General features: G+C 49.4%; 10 protein-coding genes. 4 read left to right on the top strand and 6 right to left on the bottom strand.

Annotated features, from left to right (window positions below):
• Positions 1-94: 94 nt before the first annotated feature.
• Positions 95-766: a hypothetical protein gene (locus BUC30_RS03715; protein WP_073423583.1), complete on the top strand. Its 672-nt coding sequence runs from the start codon at positions 95-97 to the stop codon at positions 764-766.
• Between the two features lie 79 nt (positions 767-845).
• Here the strand turns inward: BUC30_RS03715 and BUC30_RS03720 are convergent, their stop codons facing one another.
• The 4 genes from BUC30_RS03720 to BUC30_RS03735 all read right to left on the bottom strand — a co-directional run bounded on the left by BUC30_RS03720 (position 846) and on the right by BUC30_RS03735 (position 7,987).
• Complete coding sequence (locus BUC30_RS03720; protein WP_014545607.1) at positions 846-1,778, bottom strand: magnesium transporter CorA family protein; 933 nt, start codon at positions 1,776-1,778, stop codon at positions 846-848.
• Positions 1,779-1,958: 180 nt separating this feature from the next.
• Positions 1,959-4,571, bottom strand: coding sequence for a protein translocase subunit SecDF (locus BUC30_RS03725; RefSeq protein ID WP_073423584.1), 2,613 nt, complete (start codon positions 4,569-4,571; stop codon positions 1,959-1,961).
• Between the two features lie 187 nt (positions 4,572-4,758).
• The gene (locus BUC30_RS03730) at positions 4,759-6,033 is read right to left on the bottom strand and encodes a glycoside hydrolase family 13 protein (RefSeq protein WP_073423585.1); all 1,275 of its coding nucleotides are present in this window, start codon (positions 6,031-6,033) and stop codon (positions 4,759-4,761) included.
• Positions 6,014-7,987, bottom strand: coding sequence for a 4-alpha-glucanotransferase (locus tag BUC30_RS03735; protein WP_073423586.1), 1,974 nt, complete (start codon positions 7,985-7,987; stop codon positions 6,014-6,016). Before BUC30_RS03735 ends, BUC30_RS03730 begins: the two co-directional genes overlap by 20 nt.
• A 649-nt stretch (positions 7,988-8,636) precedes the next feature.
• Here BUC30_RS03735 and BUC30_RS03740 point away from each other — a divergent pair.
• The 3 genes from BUC30_RS03740 to BUC30_RS03750 are packed head-to-tail and all read left to right on the top strand — an operon-like array spanning position 8,637 to position 12,080.
• Positions 8,637-10,460, top strand: a complete 1,824-nt coding sequence (locus tag BUC30_RS03740; protein WP_073423587.1) for a BatD family protein — start codon at positions 8,637-8,639, stop codon at positions 10,458-10,460.
• A 13-nt stretch (positions 10,461-10,473) separates the two neighbouring features.
• Positions 10,474-11,244 carry a tetratricopeptide repeat protein gene (locus BUC30_RS03745; RefSeq protein ID WP_073423588.1) on the top strand — a complete coding sequence of 257 codons (771 nt, stop codon included), beginning with the start codon at positions 10,474-10,476 and terminating at the stop codon, positions 11,242-11,244.
• 11 nt (positions 11,245-11,255) lie between these two features.
• A complete protein-coding gene (locus BUC30_RS03750; protein ID WP_073423589.1) occupies positions 11,256-12,080 on the top strand; it encodes a BspA family leucine-rich repeat surface protein in 825 nt (274 codons plus the stop codon).
• A 10-nt stretch (positions 12,081-12,090) separates the two neighbouring features.
• Here BUC30_RS03750 and mnmA read toward each other — a convergent pair whose 3' ends face one another.
• Together mnmA and sprA are read right to left on the bottom strand one after the other, a co-directional pair.
• Positions 12,091-13,158 carry a tRNA 2-thiouridine(34) synthase MnmA gene (gene mnmA / locus BUC30_RS03755; protein WP_073423590.1) on the bottom strand — a complete coding sequence of 356 codons (1,068 nt, stop codon included), beginning with the start codon at positions 13,156-13,158 and terminating at the stop codon, positions 12,091-12,093.
• A gap of 13 nt (positions 13,159-13,171) precedes the next feature.
• Positions 13,172-20,500, bottom strand: coding sequence for a T9SS outer membrane translocon Sov/SprA (gene sprA, locus BUC30_RS03760; protein WP_244536472.1), 7,329 nt, complete (start codon positions 20,498-20,500; stop codon positions 13,172-13,174).
• Positions 20,501-20,543: the final 43 nt, after the last annotated feature.

Here is a 20,543-nt window from a genome sequence, read left to right on the forward strand (position 1 = left end):
CGTTTTTACAACACTTTCTAAAAGACAACGTGCCAAACGTTGTCTTTTATATTATTTTCTTTACAAGTGTTATGGGGCACAAGAAGGAGATCTTATGAAAAACAAGCTTTGGGGGCTTGCCATTTTGTCGTTATTCTCAGCATCATTCTTTACAGGCTGTGCACAAAATAATCCAACCGTATCTATAAACCCAACCTGGACTGAAAAACCAACAAAAATTACCGTAATCTTCACAGAACCTTTTGTCGACAACGTTGACGACCTCGAAGATGATTTAGAAGAATACACCGAAAAATTTGCAGACTGGTACAAAGCTGAGCTTCAAAAGAATTACGACAGCCTCACCCACAATTCCATCAATTTGGATTTCAAGCAAGTCAACATTGCTGGCATGAGCATTGAGCACGATTCTGTAGGAGCAAAAGAATTCAACATTCCAAAGCCCTCAACAATCAACATGAATGAAGGCTACTACATCGCCATTTCAAATGCAGGATTCAGCCGCAAAGAAGATTCTTACGCTTACCAAGCCTATAATAATTCAAATTATTTATTCGGTAGCGCACTTGATTCTAGCTACGTAAAAAATTCAGGGAACGTCATTGTCGATAGAGGCCTTTGGTTCTTCGCCGATTACGCCATCTACAACCAGTCCGGCGAACGAGTCGCCTTTGGGCACGAAGCATTCCACAACAAGTTCCCATACGCCATGCACCGTAAGCATTGGGAAAAATGCGTCGCGGAATTTGTGAAAAAGAGTCTCTAAGAGACCCCAATTCTGAATTAAGCCATCAAAAAACGCGGCCATAACGGTCGCGTTTTCAATTCAAATGCCGAAATCCAGTTTACTTTTTGCGCATCCAGACGGCCAAGAAGACAAACACTGATAAGAAGCAGATCGCGATAATAATCCAGAATGCCACCGGAGAGCCAACAGTCGCATCGCCGTTCATGCCAAACGGGAGCTTCACGTTCATGCCAAACAAGCTTGCGAAAAACGTCGGGAGCGAAATAGAAATCGTCACGATAGTGAGGTTCTTCATCAACTGGTTCACGTTATTGTTGATTACGCTTGCACGAGCATCCATCATAGATGTCAAAATGTTGGCGTAAATATTAGCCTGTTGCAAGCTCTGCCCGTTTTCAATTTGGATATCTTCCAAAAGTTCACGTTCAGCTTCGGTCCAGTTGAGGCTACGACCAAGCTGCAACTTGCGCAATAGCGTATCGTTACTGTTCAAGGCGCTCACGTAGTAAATCAAGCCCTTGTTCAAGCTGAACATCGAGAGCAAATACTTGTTTTCCATCGACGTATTGAGACGGAGTTCCAAGTCGTCATTGATGCGGTTGATGATCTTCAAATGTTCATTGAAGTGTGCAATCGCAAAGCTCAGCACGCGGAGCACAAACGTATTCAGACTATCGATTTTCGAGAACTTGCGTTCATCCATCACCGGAATGTCGCTGTCCGTAAGGAGCAAGACCCAATCCTTGAAAATGAAAATGCCAAAAGATTCCACGCGGAACTGGAAATTATCCTCGGCAGAATAATTCTTGGGCTTCTTAAACACGATGGTCGTAAAATCATCGTCGTATTCGATACGGGAAAGTTCGTCCGAGTCAAATGCGGAGGCAATCGTATGTTCCGTTATCTCATATTCCTTAACAAGGATGCTGCGCTGTTCCTGGCTTAAAGAACCCATCATAACGATGTCAGCAGCTTCTTCGTTCGGAGCTACTGAGAGACGACCGGATTCGATTTTGTAATACTTGAGCATACCGCCCCCTTTATCGAACATGGGCAATATAGTAAAAAAGACCCTGTGCGAAAACCCGAAGAAGAAAGAAAAGCTATTAAAAACAGCAGATAATAGCAATAGAAAAGCCCCGGCACTAAGCCGGGGCAATATCTTTCGTCTCTCGTCTGTAGCGAGCGACGCGAGTGTCCTATAGTCTAATTACACACCCTTCTTGAACTTCTTGCTCCACCAGAGAACGATCGGAGAGCAGACGCACACAGAAGAGTAAGTACCGATGAGGATACCGAAGCACTGAACGAGACCGAAGTCGCGGATGGAAGAGCCACCCTTAACAGCGAGAACCACGCAAACGAAGAGCGTCGTGAGAGAGGTAATCACCGTACGGCTGAAGCACTGGTTCAAAGAGCTATTGATGGTCTGTTCGTACTTAGCAGAACCGAAGATAGCGGTATTTTCACGGATACGGTCGAAGTTCACGATGGTGTCGTTGACAGAGTAACCAATCATCGTGAGGAGCGAAGCGATCAAGGCGCCATCGAAAGAAAGGCTGAAGGCAGAGATGAAGCCGAGCGTGATGATGGTATCGTGAATAAGGCCGAGCACAGCAGCAACACCGAAGCCAAGGCCGAGCTTGCCGAATCGGAACCACACATAGAGAGCGATGCCGAGCCATGCGAGAATCACAGACAAAATAGCATTGAAGCGGAGTTCCTTACCGATGGTCGGACCCACAGCGTCCTTAGCCACGATCTGGCACTTCTGATTTGCAGCTTCGAAAGCCTTAGCCATTGCAAGTTCGAAGCTCGTGTCATCACCGCGAACGCTGATCTGGTAAGAGTTAGCAGATGTACCGCCGAGAGAGCGGACGCGAGCACCCTGGATGCCAGCCTTGCTCAAAGCCTTGTTCAAGTCGGTTTCGTGCTTGGCGTCATCCTGATACTGAATCGTATAGACCTGACCACCCGTGAAGTCGATGCTGAAATCAAAGCCCTTCACAGCAATGCAAGCGATACTTGCAATAATGAGAATCCAGGAGAGAACCCTGAACTTGCCGCGGTTCTTCATAATCTGGAGGTTAGCATTGTTCAAAGTCTTGAAGCCAGAACCGATAGAGAGCGTCGTTCTGTCGCGCTTAGCAAGTCTCCAGTCGAACACGGCGCGGGAAATCGTGATAGCGCAGAAGAGAGAAGTGAGGATACCGATCGTAAGCGTAAGACCGAAACCCTTGACGGAACCCGTACCAATCTTGTACAAAATAAGACCCGTCAAAACAGTCGTCAAGTTGGAGTCCAAGATGGCGCTGAATGCACGTTCGTAACCCTTGGCGACAGCGGCGCGAGCCGTGAGGCCGTTCTTGAGTTCTTCACGGATACGTTCGAAAATAATCACGTTCGCGTCGAGAGACATACCGACGACGAGGATGAAACCAGCAATACCCGGGAGAGTAAGCGTGGCGTTAAACACAGACATCACAGCGGCAGTCACGAGAGCGTTGACCATCACACCGATACTTGCGATGAAGCCACCGAGGCGGTAGTAAGCAACCATGAATACCAAGCAGAGCAAGAGGCCGATAGCACCGGAACCGAAGCCCTGCACAATGTTTTCTTCACCGAGAGTTGCACCGACGCTACGGCTTTCGATGATCTGCATCGGAGCCTTGAGAGCGCCAGCCTTGAGCACGACAGCGAGGCGGTTAGCTTCAGCCATGTCGTCAAGACCCGTAATCTGAGCTTCACCGTTCGGGATACGGTCACGGATGACCGGAGCGCTGATGACCTGGTTATCGAGAACGATAGCCATCTGCTTACCGACGTTAGCAGCCGTAACAGCAGAGAACTTCTTAGGACCGATGCCGCCGAACTTGAGGTTCACAGCAACTTCACCGGCACTCATACCATCGCTGACGCGGTACGGACGAGCATCCGTGATATCGTCACCGCCCATTTCTGCACGGCGCTTGAGGAGGTAAAGACGCTTAGCCTTGATGTTTGCATCGCGGCGGAGCTTTTCGAGACCGCTACCGAAAGCAAATGCGACATCGCGCGGGATGAGCTTCTGGACACCTTCAGTGGCGAGGAGCTTCTTAACCTTTTCGATGCTTTCTTCAGCAATGAAACCGCCATTGCCGAAAGAGATGAAGAAAGAGGAAAGGGACTGTCCGACCACGTCTGCCGGAGCGGCTTCTGCAACAGCGGAATCCTTCTTTTCTGCAGCTTCAGTCTTTGCAACGCCACCAGCAAGGAGTTCATCGTCCGACAAAGCTTCCTTCTTCACAGAGTCCGTCTTAGCAGAGTCTGTTGCAGCGGAATCAGCAATGATGTCAGTCGTCTGACGAGTCAGGTACTGGTCGATGAGGCTAACAACCTGCGTAAACTTTTCAGATTCAGCGAGAATCTTGAATTCGAGCTTTGCCGTAGAACCCACGAGAGCCTTTGCCGTGGAGTCATCCACACCAGCCAGTTCAACGACAATGCGGTCGTCGCCGGTCGGGGAAATCTGCGGTTCAGAAAGACCGTACTGGTCAACACGGTTACGAATAATTTCAAGAGACTGAGCCTGGATATCCTTGATATCTTCACCATCCTTCAGGCTAGACTGGTCAATCTGGAGCGTGATGCTAGTACCACCAGCAAGGTCCAAACCGAAGTTGATGGACTTCGAGCCCAGTTTCGGATTTTCCTTGAGGAAGGTCTGCTTTGCTTCACCCTTCTTGGAGTGAACCTGAATAGAAGGCCATACAGTGTAGGCCGAAAGAATGATGACTGCGAGAATGATGAATTCTCGGAAGCCGAATTTATTTTTTTTCATTTGTAATCCCTTAAAAGGCATTATACATACTAGTTGCGGGACAAAGATAGAAAAGTAGGAAGTAGGAAGTAAGAAGTAAGAAGTAATTTTAGGCTCAAAAAGGGGGATGTTCCCCCTGATTGCAGCCCCTACGGGTCTTCCATCACCCCTTCAAACGGGCTTCAGACGCCAGCCCGTAACGCCTGGCTTATTTTATCTCAAACAAAGGATCGGTTTTTGCGGTCGAAACAACAAGAGTCATCTTCTTCTTGCCTAGGGTACGGATAATTTCTAGGCGACCTGCACGATAGGCAATCTCAAGCGAGCCCTCGCGAAGCACACGCTCCTTATTACGGAGTGCAATCAACCCTTTTAAATAATCATAGACAGGCGCCTTCTGCATTTCCGCAAATTTATCCCACGGGAACGATCTACGGTTATCGGGGTCCTTGCCCCCCAACATGCCGATTTCGTCGCCATAATATATACAGGGAGCACCCGGCAAAAAGAACAACAGCGCAAGCGCAAGTTTCACGCGCTGCAAATTTGAGCACGGGAGCGAAGATAACCGAATCGTATCATGACTCCCAAGCAAGTTCATCGGCACGCCGAAACGCCCCGCAGGGAACGCTTCACGCAAACGCTTTGCAAACTCGGCAAGTGCAATCGGCTTTTCATCAAAGAGGTACGCAAGCACCGCCTTACGCAAGGGGTAATTCATCACGCCGTCAAACTGGTCGCCCTGCAACCAGCGCGAAGGCTCATCCCAAATTTCACCGACAATGTACGCTTCCGGGTTAATCGCCTTGATGCGGCGGCGGAATTCCTGCCAGAAGCTATCGTCATCAATCTCGTTCGGGACATCGAGGCGCCAACCGTCAATGCCGCGCTTCATCCAATATTCGCCCACCGAGAAAAGGTAATCGCGAACGTCAGGATTATCAGTATTGAACTTCGGGAGTGCGGGGTAACCCCACCAGCAATCGTAATTGGGCTTGCCCGAATACGCGTGGAGCGGCCAGCCGTGCACATGGAACCAATCTACATACGGAGAGTTTTTGCCCAGCTCCATCAAGCTGTTGAACTGGAAAAATCCGCGTGAGCAATGGTTGAACACGCCATCCAGAATCACGCGAAGCCCAAGCTTGTGCGCTTTCTTGACAAGCTTATCAAAATCCTTGAAAGTCCCCAAAACAGGGTCAATTTCAAAATAATCAACCGTATGGTAACGGTGATTCGAATTGCTCTTGAAAATCGGGCAAAGGTAAACGGCATTCACGCCAAGCGATGCAATGTATTCAAGCTTTTCGCAAATGCCCGCGAGGTTTCCACCAAACATGTTTTCACGAGTTGGGAGCGTATCCCAATCCACAAACTTCCCGACCGCCTTGTACTTTGCACTACGGCAAAAGCGGTCCGGAAAAATTTGATAGAAAACAGCGTCCTTGACCCAAGCGGGAGCGCTAAATCTTCCAGAGGGCACGGGACTTACGTTCTTCGACAAGTTTGTTTATCTCCGAAATCAAGCCCGAATTGGCGAGCAAGTCCTCAACACTGCACGGCGTGCGATAAGTCCAGTTCTTGCCACCGACCGTTCCCGGAATATTGACGCGTTCTTCTTTCGGATCGCATTCAGAAAGCGAAGCCGAAAGCGCAAAGTAGTCCTGGATCGGCGGAATGCAGAACAAACTATTTGCAGTAAACACATGCGACAAGATGTCGTGCACCACCGGCGGAGTAAGCTTTTCAGGGGCAACGCCCGGCAAGCCCGCATGAGACCAGTAGAAACCCTTGTCAAAATCAGGTTCTTCCCAGAGACCGCGCAAGGTCGAAGTGTCATGGCAGCTCGTTGTGCAAACGGAGAGACGCGGGTATTCGTCCATGCTGTAGTACGGAGAATACGGAACATTCCAGTTGCGGGCCCAGCGTTCAATACGCAACGACATGATATCGAGCTTCTTGAGCACGGTCGGCACGCAAGGCGGCACAGCGCCAAGATCTTCGGCACAAACGAGCATATCCGTTTCGTTGGCGAGTACAGACAAAAGCTTCATGGCATTCTGTTCCCAGAGAGCGTTCTGAGCCTGTTCGTTCTGGCCAATCAAATCGTGAAGTTTATCTTGTTCGTTCTGCGGGAGCGTAAAGAGTACAGGCTGGTTGTACCAGTACCAGTACGGGTAGAACGTATTTTCATCACCCGTCGGGATAAACACGCGGTTCCAGTAAACGCGGAGCATGGAATCCTTGACTTCTTGCGGTTCGTCAAGCGAAAGAATTGCGCGTTCCGACAAGTATTCCGGCTTAACGACAAAGCGGTCGAACTTTCCCGGCAAATTTTCAAAATACAGAGAGATAAGCCTGTCCGTTTCGTTGCCGAGGAATTCGCGCAACTGGTCCACGGAATAATTCGGGCGTCGCAAATATTCAAGTGTTTCACGGTAGAATCCCGCATTGCGGAGCACTTCCCAAGTGAGCGGGATGGACGGCTGGAAGCGTCCCAAGATACCTGTCGATTCAGATTCAGGAATCGCCCAGATGCGGAAGAATCCAAGCACGTGGTCAATGCGGTAAGCGTGATAGAACTTGCTAGCCTGAGCCAAACGGCGGCGCCACCAGCCGAAGTCATCGGCTTCGAGAACATCCCAGCGGTAAGTCGGGAAGCCCCAGTTCTGGCCACCGTAGCTGAACATGTCAGGAGGTGCACCCGCGCGGTCGGCAAGCGAAAAATACTTGCGGTCAAACCACACGTCGGCGCTGTCTTCGTTGATGAGGATAGGCACGTCGCCCTTCAAGCGAAGCCCGAGCTTAGAAACTTCGTTCACGGCGGCGGTAAACTGGCCTTCGGCAGTGTACTGCATCCAAGCCTGGAACAGCACGTCCCTGTAGTTCTTCATCCAAAGCTTGTCGACATCGGCAGCGGAGGGGTTCTGGAACTTTTTCCAGTCTTTCCAGCTAGCTTCGTTATTCTGCGCCTTGAGCGTGCAATAAACGCAATAGGACTTGACCCAGGAATTCTTGTCAATCCATGCCAGGAGCTTCTTCGAAGCCTTCAGGACGTCATACTGGTTATCAAAAATCTTGCGGAGGATGGCACGCTTCCATGTGGTAATGCGGTAGTAGTCCACACGTTCAATTTCAGCGAACTGTTCACGCGCCTTTTCGATTTCATGTTCGAGGACGGTAGCGCCTTCAACGGACTGCACATTGATGAACACCGGGTTCAAGGCAAATGCGCTGCGAGCACTGTAAGGACTCGACTCGGAGCCAGTATCATTTACAGGCAAAAGCTGAATGATATTGAATCCGCAGAACTTTGCCCACTGGGCGAACGGAATCAAATCCAAGAATTCGCCAATGCCAATGCTGTGCTTGCTGTGAAGACTGAAAAGGGGAACGGCTACGCCGGTTTGAAAGGAAGTTAAATCACCATATCGCATGCTTCAAATATAACTCTAATTTTGTAAAAGATTCTTTTAAATTGCTAGCAAATAAAAAAAGGCTCGGAAACCCGAGACCAATTCTTATTCTTAATCGTTCTTTATAGAATTAGGCACGCTTAGCGTACTTCTTAAAGCTCTTGATCAAGAGGGCGGCGAGAATGCAGTACATTATTTTGACTCCTTGTTTTTGACGGCGCCAATATTAACAAAGTTTTACTAACACGTCAAGGTATTTTAGTATATATTTCGGTAACTTTTTTGGACATTTCGTCCATAACAAAATGTCGCCCCGCACTTGTCACCCCGGCCTCCGTGCCGGGGTCGCCATACACATCTTCAAAAAAAAGCAAAGCCACGGAAAACCGTGGCATCGCGTTCGTTAGTTGGAGAGAGAAAAATCTTTTTTCGATTAAGCGCGCTTAGCGTATTTCTTAAAGCTCTTAATCAAGAGGGCGGCGAGAATGCAGTACATTGTTTTGACTCCTTGTTTTTGACGGCGCCAATGATAACAATTTTTTACTAACGTTTCAAGGGTAAAAAGTATATATTTCGCGAAAATTTTTCGAAACGAATCGGAGGGGGCAAAAGCACATTTTCACCCATTATATCGCAATCTCCGGGGTGGAAATTTGGTAAATTATGGGCTATGAAACGATTTTTGCTTTTATGTCTCGGTTTAACAGCATTTGTAAGCGCAAAGCCATCTCTTCAAGTCGATAGCGACCGCATCGAAGCGGGTCAGACATTCAATTTGCAGTTCATCGTCCCGACACAGGAACTGCCGCAGAACAGAGGCGCGCTCCGCCTCGAAACACGCAATAACTTTAAGCTCCTCGGGCTCGACAGTGCCGATCAGGTGATGCGCCCGGACATGGACGATATTTTCAACTCGTTTTTCGGCGGTGGCGGAAGAGCCTACAAGGCACGCGTCTATTCCTTCAAGATTAAAGCCCCGAAAAAGACCGGTACGCAGGACCTCGGAACGCTCACATGGATGATTAACGGCGAAGCCAACACCATCAGTAGCAAAATTCCGGTCAGCGTGCAGCGTTCCTATAACGACGACGCACTCGCCGTAAGCCTTACCCCGAGCAAAAAGTCCATTTACGAAGGTGAACAGTTTAGCGTCACCCTCAGCCTCCACACTTTTGAACATTTCCAGGGCGGGCTCCAAGCCACCGACATGAGCACCGGCAACGATTTCATCGTCCACCGCAACGACCTCTCGAATCTGGATTTCAAGCCGGTCGAAGGCGCCCGTCGCGAAATGAAGGCATCCGCCAAATACGCATGGCTCAGCCCGACCAAGAACGGCACGCTCCAAATTCCTTCTTTCAAGTTCAAGTACACAAAGCTGGGTGAACCCAAAGTTGTCGAAGAAAAGAAGCAAATGGGCGGCATGTCGTTCTCGAGCCGCAGCGTAAAGCAGGAATCCATCGAAACGGAAACCTCCACCGCTCCGCTTTCCATTACCGTACTCCCGCTCCCGACCGAGGGCAAGCCCGCCGATTTCTCGGGAATGGTCGGTAACTATAGCTTTAGCGCCAACTTTGACCGTACAAACCTCAAGGTCGGCGAAGCGTTGACACTTGCAATTAGCATCAAGGGCGACGGCACTCCGGGCACCATCACGGACCCGAAACTCCCCGACTTTAGCGAATTCCGCTCAGTCCCGCCCGAAAACAGCATCAACAAGAAGGTCAAGGGCAACAAGGTCATTACCTCGAAGGACATCAAGGTTTTCCTCTACCCGAAGAAAAAGGGAACTTTTGAAATCCCGGCCATTACATATTCCTGGTTCAACCCGGCTAAAAAGAAGTACGAAACCGCTTCGGCAGGCCCGTGGACCATCGAAGTTGAAAAGAGCGACGCCCCCACAGAACCCGTTTACCAAGCTCCGGTTTCCGCAGGCACTGGCACCTCGGCTCCTGTCGTTCAAAAGCAAGAAATTGAATTCCTCGGCAGCGACATCCGCTTTATCCACCCGATTACGGACAAGTCCGAATCTAGCGCCCCGCACAGAAGCGTGCTCTTCTGGATTCTGTTTGCAGCAGCGATTCCATTCTACCTGATAGCAAACTTCGCCATCACGAGAAACCGCAAGCGCAACAGCAACACAGCACTCGTCCGCAAGGGCAAGGCAAACAAGCTCCTCAAAGAAAAGTTCGCTAACGCACGCGCCGCCCTCAAGAACGGCGACGGCAAGGCTTTCTTTGCAGCACTAGAAAATGGCCTCATCGATTACCTCAGCAATTTGACAAACGTTGAATTCAAGGGTATGACCCGCCCACAAATGAAGCAGGAACTTTCAAAGCGCGGCGTCAAAGAAGAAACGATTGAAGCCATCAACAGCTGGCTTGAAAAATGCTCGTTTGTGCGTTTTGCTCCGGTCACAGCCTCGACCGAAGAACAGTCCCAAATGCTCGCAGATGTCGAAAAGCTCTGCGAAAGCCTCGAAAAACTCAAGTAGCGTCGGTAAAAACATGAAGAACTTTAAGCAGATTATTTTGACAATCGCCGCAGCGCTCTTCCTCACCTCCGCAGCAAGCGCCGCCGACAAATGCAACGGCCTCGAAGCCGGCACAAAGGCATATAACGAAAACGATTTTGAACGCGCAATTGACGAATGGCGCACATGCGTTGACGAAGGCATCATCAATGCAGACCTCTATTATAACTTGGGCAACGCCTACTACCGCAGCGGAAAACTCGGCTTCGCCATTTTTTACTACAAGTCAGCACTCCGTTTGCACCCAAGCGATGACGATATCCAGCACAACCTGAATTTCGCACAGACTAAGACTCGCGACAAAGAAGGCGACGAAGAAGAGAACCCGATTCTCGAAGGACTCATGGATTTGCATCATGCACTTTCGCTCAAAAGCCAAATGAACATTTCCCTCGTACTCTTCTGGGCAATTGCACTCGTGATTCTCGCCCGCCGTTTCGTGAACGGCAGCCGAGGCAAGAACATCTGCACAGGCGTCGTGTTTGGCTTAAGCGTCATCCTCTGCACGATTGGCGCAAGCGCTCTTTACAAAATGTACACGCTCGAAACGGACATCACGGGCGTTGTGACCGCCTCTAGCGCCGACGTGACAAGCGCCCCCAGCGACAAATCACAAACGCTCAACACACTCTCCGAAGGCACAAGTTTCGAAGTCGTTGGCGAACAAGGGAACTTTGCAGAAATCCGCCTCGGCGAAAAAATCCGCGGATTCGTGAAACTCAGCGAAGTCGGGATTGTGAAGTAATAAGCAAATATATGAACCCGAACGAAAAGGTCATCGCTCGCGACCGCGATCATTTGTTAGAACTCATCGAAGAAACCTTCGAAAATGAAGGCAAGAACTGCGACTTGAGTTTTATCGACGTGTCGCAAGTGACTGATATGCATGATTTATTTGCCGGGGAAGGTCCGATTCTTAATCTTGACACAGGTGAAGAGGAAGAACGGATCCCGTTCGATCTTGGCATCGGCAATTGGGATGTATCGAACGTGACAGACATGAGCCACATGTTTAACGGTTCGAATTTCAACGGCGACATTAGTCGGTGGAATGTTTCGAATGTGGAAAAAATGGCTTGCATGTTTGATGAGTCACTGTACAACGGGGATATCAGCAACTGGAATGTGTCCAAAGTCCAAGACATGATGGCAATGTTTAGGGAGTCCCAATTTACTGGCGACATCAGTCGCTGGGACGTGTCTAATGTTCGGAATATGAGAGACATGTTTAGAGGCTCTCTGTTCAACGGAGACGTTAGCGATTGGAACGTTTCAAATGTGACGGATATGGCTTATATGTTTTGCCTTTCTCCGTTCAATGGCGATGTCAGCCGTTGGAATGTTTCGAACGTGACGAATATGAATGCCATGTTCTCCGAAACCCCATTCAATGGGGATGTTAGCAACTGGGATGTGCATAACGTAACCAATATGATTTTGATGTTCGAACAATCAGAGTTCAATGGCGATGTTGGCAAATGGAATGTTTCGAAAGCTACAAATGTAGAAGGCATGTTCGAAAATTCCGCTATGGAAAAAGCAGGCAAACTCCCCGCCTGGTACAAAAATTTTCGTATCTAATTTCTAAGAACTACACAATTTGGCCGCCGCCGAGAACCATGTCGCCATCGTAAAAGACGGCACATTGCCCCGGAGTCACGGCAAAGAGCGGTTCGTCAAAAACGGCGACCGCCTTATTTGTATCGACGATAGTAATTTCACAGCCAACCGCCCGCTGTCGGTAACGCACCATGCCTTCGGCGCGGAACGTCGTCCCGACCTCCCGCGCACCACCGTGCCATTCACAGTTCACCATTTCCACGCGATCAAAACAGACCGACGACTTGTCGCCCGTCACCAGAATATCGCCCGTATCTGGGTCCACATGCTTCACGAACGCAGGCACGCCAATCGCCACGCCCAGACCTTTGCGCTGACCGACCGTGTACTTATGGAACCCATCGTGCGTATTCCAAACCTTGCCCTTTTCATCCACGAAGCGGCCCGGGCGCGTCATCTCGCCAAAACGGTCCTTCAAAAACTCCGTGTACTGCGAACCGTAAATATCAAAGCAAATATCTTGGCTGTCGCCCGTCTTGGCGTTCACAAAACCGTTCTGTTCGGCGATTTCGCGCACTTCACTTTTCACATACGTTCCAAGCGGCGTAAGCACATGATTGCGGCGTTCATCGGGAACCCAGAACAAAAAGTAGCTCTGGTCCTTGCCGGGGTCTCGCCCACGCAAAAGCCTGCGGACGCCATTCACTTCTTCGATGCGCACGTAATGCCCTGTCGCCAAGAATTCGGCGCCGAGCGATTTGGCGTAATCCATCATCCAGCCGAACTTGATAAAGCGATTGCAGTAGCAACAAGGGTTCGGCGTACGCGCATGCGAAAAGTCCGCATGACAGCGTTTCAAGACTTCACCCGTAAATGCGTCGGAGCAGTTCGCCACGTGATGTTCGATACCGAGCTTTTCGGCAATCATCTTTGCACGGACCACACTCGGATCATTTTCGGCATCAAAGGCGCCATCGACATCGGGCAAAACGCGGAGCGTCACGCCCACGACTTCATAACCCTGCTGTTGCAAAAGAAGAGCGGCCACGGACGAATCCACGCCACCGCTCATGCCGACTGCGACTCTAGTTTTAGACATGGCGCAAGCGCTCCTAGTCAAATCTCAGCATCAACGCAAGTTCAAACTGGAGAATCTGACGCATGTGAGCCGTTTCGTCATCCAGCTTTTCGTAAATCTGCCTGTATTCGATGTACGAACTCAGCGAAGCCATCTTGTTGAACGTGTAAGATGCACTCGGACGGATAAACCATTCATGCGTTCTTGACGGAACCGTGCGGTAATTCAGTTCAAGCTTCGGCTTGTAAGCCACGAAAGGCTCCACACCAGAATCATAGTGCCACTGCACAAAGACTCCGTCCGTACCGGATTCCTTGTTCATCATGTCGTAGCCCTGCACAGGTTCATATTCCTTGCGGATAGTCTTCTTGTAATCGTAACCGGCAGTGAGCTTCAAGTCGATATCGTTCTTGAGCTTAAAGTACCACTTCCAAAGCTGGAAGCCCTTATCAAGCTTCAACGGATACGAAATAGAGATGTCATCACCAACGTTAATGGCAAAATCGTTATAGAGCGATGTGTGCATCCACGGGGTTTTCAAGAAGTAGCTTGTCGTATCTCGACATTCATCGTCGTCATCACGCGGGAAGCATGGATTAGAAATGACTTCCTGCTTCGGGCGACGATCCGTCGATTCAATCTTCAAGCGCACGCTGTTTTCGATGCGCAAGTTGTTCTGCGTCAAGAAAGACACTCGAATAAGCGGGTTGAAGTTCAAGACCTTCGCCCAAGAATCTTCGGCACTCTGGAACGGGCGTTTTGTCACAGAACGGCTATAGTCGAAACGGCTATTCAAGCTCACGCTACGGAAGCTGTTGAGCAAAGAGACCTTCTGGGCGATATTCGGAATGGCAATTCCAATGCCAAACTTCGGGAGAAGAGTCGTCGTATCGATATACAGCGGGTATTCACGAGACTGCGCAAAGTCCTCTTTCCACTGGAAGTCTGTCGAAACAGAAATATCCCAGAACGGCAAGGTAAAGCCTGTAGAAATCTGCAACGAACGCGATACCGCATTACGGAAACTTCCCTGATAAACAAGCGTATCCACATTCTTGTTTCTGTACTGGGCAAAACCGGTAAAATCATCGCGATCGGTCAGTCCCATATCGCCCGTCATGATATTCCAAAGACCACGGCTGCGGTATCCATTACCCAGACCCAAACCGTAAAGGTAATACTGGAACGGGGTCACGCCTTGTTCTTCGTACAATTGGGCAAGAGTAAAGTTTTCACCGATAGTGTTTGTACTAGCATTCCAGTTGAACTTGATTTCACGCCACTTGAGCTTATTCAAAGCGCCCGACACGGCGTTGTCTTTTCCGAACAGGTTTGCAATTTCAATAATCTTGAGCGTCGGAGTAAACTCGAAACGGTTCGTCTGCGAAATCGTCCAGTAGTTTTTTTCGACATTCGACGGATCGAAGAAATCGAAATCATCCGGAATCGTCTTCTGCTGGTTAAAGTCAGAAGAGAACTGCATATTGAACGGAAGGAACGGAATCAGCTTCGGGTTAAAGTTGATCCTGAACTGCTGATTTCTAGAACGTTCGTTACGGAGAATACCATAGGCACGTCCATATTCGCGATGCCCCACGCTATCGACCTTGTAGAACGAAGTCGTGTCATAGCGGATTTCATAGGAATCCGGATTCTGCATGTCAATCGCAAGTTGCTTGCCATTCGCATCCGTCTTTGCAATCGTATCTGTCGGAATAATCACAAGGCTGTCTCGAGACACATAAACCTTTCTGTCGGAATGGTCATGGTCAAAGATATAGCCACTAGCAAAGAGACCACCTTCATCAAAACTAAAGAAGTTTTCCTTGGTAAAACCTTCACGGTCGCCGCCACCAAACATGTCACGCCTGATGTTTACCGCATAGTTCACAGAAAGGAACGAAAGGATGTTCCAGCGCATATTCAACTTGTGGTTGAGTTCTGCGGTATAGGTGACCACCTTATCGACCTGCGGTTCCACAAAGTCCGGATCGCGGGTCTGGTTCACATAGCGCACGTAGTTAAAGTCAAAGAGCGTCACATCAAACGTTTGCGGCCACGGTTCAAATTCCGTTCTCGAAAGATCCTTGAGCCAGGAATACTTGGCAAGACCTTCGAACGGTTTGAACTTGAACATGCTAAACGTACCCAGCTTATACTCGATCAAAGTGTGGTAGGAGTATGTGGAGTCCGCCGATGTCGTGGAGCGGCCTTCAGACTGGTGGTAAGAATAGCTCAATGCCGGACGTTCCAAGAATGCCTGAGAGAAGAATTCAGCAAGCTTGGATTCACGAGCCTTGTAATCCTTATGGTAGCTGACGCTAAAGCTCAAGTCCTGCTCATAGGATTCATAACCCTTGGATTCCGCATTATCCCTTAAGCGATTTTCTTCATCATCAGAATCTACAGCAAGGTCTCCCTGGAACATATCCCCAGTCAAATCGACAAAGCTGCTCTTCCTAAGCATCATGTCGTCTGTCGGCTTCATGTACGGACGCTTGGTAGAGCTATGGTAGCCAAACGACATCGGAATATGGTATCCGAGAGAATCATTCAAGAACTTGTTAAGGGCAATAGAAATGTCAGCCGAAACATCGAGCTGGGAGGCTGCTTGAGCAGGATCCGGTTTCGGAGAGCGTCCAGAATTGGAAAGCGTTGCAAAATCGCCATCCTGATAGCGAACGGCACCCGAAAGCGAAATGAAGTCTGCAAAATTGACCTGACCGTTCACACGGGCGGCATACCCCCATTCCGTATCCATTTCAGAAAGACGCAAATCATTGATCCAGAATTGTCCCTTCAAGTCATTCGGAGAAGCAGACGAATCAGCGATAATAACAAAGCGAATCCAGTCCACCTTCGTAATAGACGGATTACCGACCAAGCGGAGCACTTCTTCTCTATTTCCATCCAGCTTTTTCACCACAGGTTCCAGATACGGCGGGTGGCGACCACGCTTCAGATCTGAGAAGTCCGTCAAGTTCATCGCAAAGGCGTTGTCAAGCCAGTTCTGTTCATGGCAATCCTGCTGGCGGCTCGGATCGCAAGACGACAAGTCCAAATTGACCGGGCGGAAACTCCATTCATAAAAGTCCTTGGAACCGTCGATAGAGCCCTCACCGAATTGCAAGGCGAAGCGAACCGGCACTTTTTCAGTCTTCGATTCAGCCTTGTTTTCGTAGTGGATTTCCATCTTCAGAGACTTATACGTCGAGAAGTTCTTCGTGTCCGTTTCGAACAGGCGTGTCACCCCCACTTCCTGACCAGGAGTCAAGTTATGGTAATCGAGCACAAGAGCCGTTTCCTTGAGAGGAGCGTTCGAATCGGCATCGCGTTCCGTCACCGTATTCGGGGACTTGTAATACGTTTTTGCATTTTCGCGGTTGTTAATCGTCGAAACCTTGATGTAGGTCGTATCGCGAGTCACAACAGATTCAGAGATGCGGTTTTCGACACCATTGACTTCGACAACCTGGGAATTTTCAGAAGAAGTCGTGCGATAAAGGTCTGCGACAGAATTTTCTTCCCAAGCATTGCCCAGCACACCAAGGCTTACAATCTGCACCTTCGCTTCGGCAACACCAGGATTCAGCCTGCCCAACCACAGACGCGTAAACTGGGATTCTGCAAGAATTTCCTTATAGCTGTTTCCGGTCGGCGAGACAATCGTATCGTACTGGTTAAGAGGAATGCGCCACTTACGCCAGCCATTTCTGAGTTCTTCGAAATCGCCTTCCGTATTCGACAAGTCGATGCGGTAACGGACAAAGCTAATGTCCTTATCGAGAGAACCGTTCCTATTGATATCTTCGGTATCGTAAGAACGTTCACCCAGGTTGTTTTCTGTACCGTTGATATTTACAGGCGGGTCACTTTCTTCGTCCAAATCCTTGAAATCGTCACGGGCGATATCCCTTGTCGCGGCATCGATATTCGTAGAATTGTATTCGGTACCTCTACACGGAGAAACGCGGCAATCCCAAACCACTCTGGTTTCATCAGCACCCGTTTTTTCATCAAGACCGCGGTCATGCTGTGCCGTTGTCATACCGAGCTGGTTTTCACCGTTATACTCACCATTCGGAGCATCTCCGCAAATCGAAAGGTCTTCGCTGATAAGACCCAAGTCGATAAAGATGGAACCGGAATTACCACGGGCGACCACTTCAATGTACTTCAGTTCGCTCATGTCCTGATAGTAAGAACTATTCGGACGCATGATACCGCCCCAGGAATTACCCATCAAGTTGTCGTTCGGACGCAAAGTCAGCTTGAGCACGGTCAAATGCTGGTTATCGACATCAGAATTACCGACGCTCGGATAAATGTACTTGTACAGCTCCGTATTGTTGCTATGCCAGATAAATTCACCCTGGTGCTTGTAGTCCTGGCTTTCGATATACGTTCTGTTATCCGAAGCAACACCGCCCGGAGGAGAAGCCTGATACCAAGAAAGTCTAGACAACGGATACACAAGACCTGTCGATGTCGATTCAAAATCTTCGACAAGGGCGGTCTGCGTCTTGCTGGTATTTGCATTGTGACGGCTACCGGCAAATTCCGCTTCAACACGCCAGTTCGATGCTGCAGTTGTCTGAATACCCGGAATGGCATTAACCAAGTCCGTAAGCGCCTGTACAGAATCCTGCAAGCGGATGTTAAAGCCCCACAAGAAGCTAGAATACGGTTCATTGCCAAGAGTCGGGACTTCAGCAGTCGTGCTCTGGCTTCTGTAAAGGGCTGTAATGCCAAACACAGAACCCGCACCAAAGCCATACAGATCCAAAGGCAATTCCGCACGGGCGCCCAAGAGCAACTTGTTGTCCACTTCGAACATCGGTTCGCATTCGAACTTGACCTTGATTTCCTTGTTCGGGTCAAGGGCGCGTTCACTCAAAAGTTCAATCTGTCCAAGCTCGTAGTTGACTTCGTAGTCCGTACCACGGATAAGCGTTGTAGAACCGGCAGTCACCTTTTCAGAACCCGGAGAAATATCCATGCAGCTACCGCTATTGACAGAGTAGCTCGAATTCGGATCACGCACGCTAATCATGGAATTACGGCGTTTACCGACAGACTCAAAATAGAACTGGCTCGTGTATCGGTTCAAGTTATAGACCGGAAGCGTATAGAGCTGCGCCATCGTGGCGCTAGAATCCAAGTTGCGCAACGGTTCCAAGCAGTTTGCACGGGCACGGACAGCGGCGTTTGCTCCCGAATATTCCGATAGCGGTTTACAGGGCAACCACATTTCACCAGTATAGCCACCCGAAGCATCCTTCGTAAAGATTGTAGCATCGTTGATCAGCGGGGTTCCCGAAGTCGTATCGGCAAGCCCAAGTGTTTTCAAATATGAACCCGAGATGCCAGACTTGTTCTTCATGCGGAGCACAAAGTTGTTCGCACTCGCATCCGAAATGCCGATGGAATAGACATTACGAAGCATCAACTTGTCAATATCCGTAAGTTCGCTCAGCACGGCATCCCACTGGATAAGCACGGCTTCGCCACCATCGCGCAACATCTTGCCCTTGCGGCTTTCGTTACTGTAGTTTGCCGCCACAAGCGTATTGCGGTTGACTCCATTAATCTTCACAATACCCGTTCTTGAATCGTAGGTAAATTCAGTAGACGGGATTTCCACCATGCGGTCTACGGTTTTTGTGATTGTCTTGCCTTGCGGGGTCGTATAAACAACATTGACATTCTTAATGACATTGTCAGAAGTATTTAAAGCGCTTCTCTTATAAAGCTTCAAGTCCGTGACTTTATAATTCGAAACGGAACGGCCCAAAATAGCGGCATCGACATACTTGCTCCTCGCCTCTTGGTTCAAGAAGTAGTAGCGGTATGCAAGGAACTGTTTATCCGTCACCTGGAATTCAGTCGTCGATTCATTTGCCTTGATGGAATACTCTTCCTGTTCGCCACCATCCTGAGAGGCAATCGTCGTGAGTTTCCAGTCACCCAGTTTCCAGTCCGCCTTGATACCGAAAAGCCCCTGGTGGTTTTCTGAGTAACCCGTAAATTCCGTACCAGTCAAAGACAAGTTCGTCGTACCCGCTTCGACACGCTGCAAAATGTAATCTTCAAATTCGCCCTTGAACGATTCTTCGTAAACGACGCGGACTTCGTTTTGCGAGCCAAGACCTTCATCGACGTTCTTGATTTCGACCGTGATGTAAGGACCGATCTTACCTTCGACCATGAAGCTCGGGTTGTAGTCCAAGGACGGAGACGGCCACAAGCTCGTCTTGGTGCTGCCCTCGGCATCGTCCTTTTCGCCATAGCCCTTGAAGCGAACATCCATAGAACCCTTGAGCATGAGCTTCGGCTTGTTGAAGCCAAAGTCCTTCATCCACGCAGGCATGTTCACCGGAATCGTGATGTCAAAAACGGAACCCGTTTCAGGAGCTTCATAACCGCCATCGTTCTGACCGACAAGACCATTGAGCCACAAGCGCTTGCGACCCACATCGTACATGTCCGAAACGTAGTCTGCCAGTTCCGGATAATGCGATGTCCAGAGAACCGTCGTATCCGTACGGGAAACCGTATTCACGCGTTTTTCGGTCACATCGATTTCGCGAGTAGCCACATCGATGTCATGAGCAAAGATTTGCCCTTTCGACGTATTCATCAATCCCGAACGCATGCCAATGCCGCCCATCGGGAGGAGTCCGTCTAGCGGAGATGTTGACTTCGGAACCGGGATATACTTAATCGCCGGGGTCCATGCATCCATTGATTCTTCGGAAACCGATTCTGCAGGAGTTTCTGCACTTGAGACCGTACGCGGCGGTGTTACCGTTTCAGACTTCGGAGCTGTAGCCACAGACGTCGAAGACTTCACTGAAGCAGAAGACAAAGACTCCTTGACGACAGAAGAAGAGGACGGGACATTAACACTTGATGAAGACGAGGACTTCGCAACACTCGAGCTGGATTTCGGAGCAACCGCACTCGATGCAGGCTTAGACGCGCTAGAAGCAATAGCCGATGATTTAGGCGCCTCAGCACTTGATGCAGGAGCAGATGCAGACGAAACCGCCACAGACGGTTGAGACTGAGGCTTGGATGGCGTAGCGCTTGATACAGACGCAGGCGCACTCGAAGACGAAGCTACAGAAGCGGTCGACTTCGGGGCAGGCACATCCTGGAAAAGTTCATCGTCAAAAAGAGATTCATACGAGCTAAGCGTTCCATCTTGAGACCAGACGGAACCCACAGCCACAATGCTGCTTGCAGCAAAACCCCAGAGGGCAGATTTTAAAGACTTTCTAAAACGCAACGGTGTACAAAATACAAAAACGGGACGTTCAAAATTACCACCGATAACATAGAAAAAAAGAAACGCACCCATTTTAGAGGTGCGCTTCAAAACCGGATTATAGACCCTATTTAAA

Source organism: Fibrobacter sp. UWB7 (genome assembly GCF_900142945.1).
GTDB lineage: Bacteria > Fibrobacterota > Fibrobacteria > Fibrobacterales > Fibrobacteraceae > Fibrobacter.

What these genes read in the sequence shown, in the direction of transcription:
- BUC30_RS03715 (WP_073423583.1), top strand. Translation starts at nt 95, where the DNA reads ATGAAAAACAAGCTTTGGGGGCTTGCCATTTTGTCGTTATTCTCAGCA.
- BUC30_RS03720 (WP_014545607.1), bottom strand. Translation starts at nt 1,778, where the DNA reads ATGCTCAAGTATTACAAAATCGAATCCGGTCGTCTCTCAGTAGCTCCG.
- BUC30_RS03725 (WP_073423584.1), bottom strand. Translation starts at nt 4,571, where the DNA reads ATGAAAAAAAATAAATTCGGCTTCCGAGAATTCATCATTCTCGCAGTC.
- BUC30_RS03735 (WP_073423586.1), bottom strand. Translation starts at nt 7,987, where the DNA reads ATGCGATATGGTGATTTAACTTCCTTTCAAACCGGCGTAGCCGTTCCC.
- BUC30_RS03740 (WP_073423587.1), top strand. Translation starts at nt 8,637, where the DNA reads ATGAAACGATTTTTGCTTTTATGTCTCGGTTTAACAGCATTTGTAAGC.
- BUC30_RS03745 (WP_073423588.1), top strand. Translation starts at nt 10,474, where the DNA reads ATGAAGAACTTTAAGCAGATTATTTTGACAATCGCCGCAGCGCTCTTC.
- BUC30_RS03750 (WP_073423589.1), top strand. Translation starts at nt 11,256, where the DNA reads ATGAACCCGAACGAAAAGGTCATCGCTCGCGACCGCGATCATTTGTTA.
- mnmA (WP_073423590.1), bottom strand. Translation starts at nt 13,158, where the DNA reads ATGTCTAAAACTAGAGTCGCAGTCGGCATGAGCGGTGGCGTGGATTCG.
- sprA (WP_244536472.1), bottom strand. Translation starts at nt 20,500, where the DNA reads ATGGGTGCGTTTCTTTTTTTCTATGTTATCGGTGGTAATTTTGAACGT.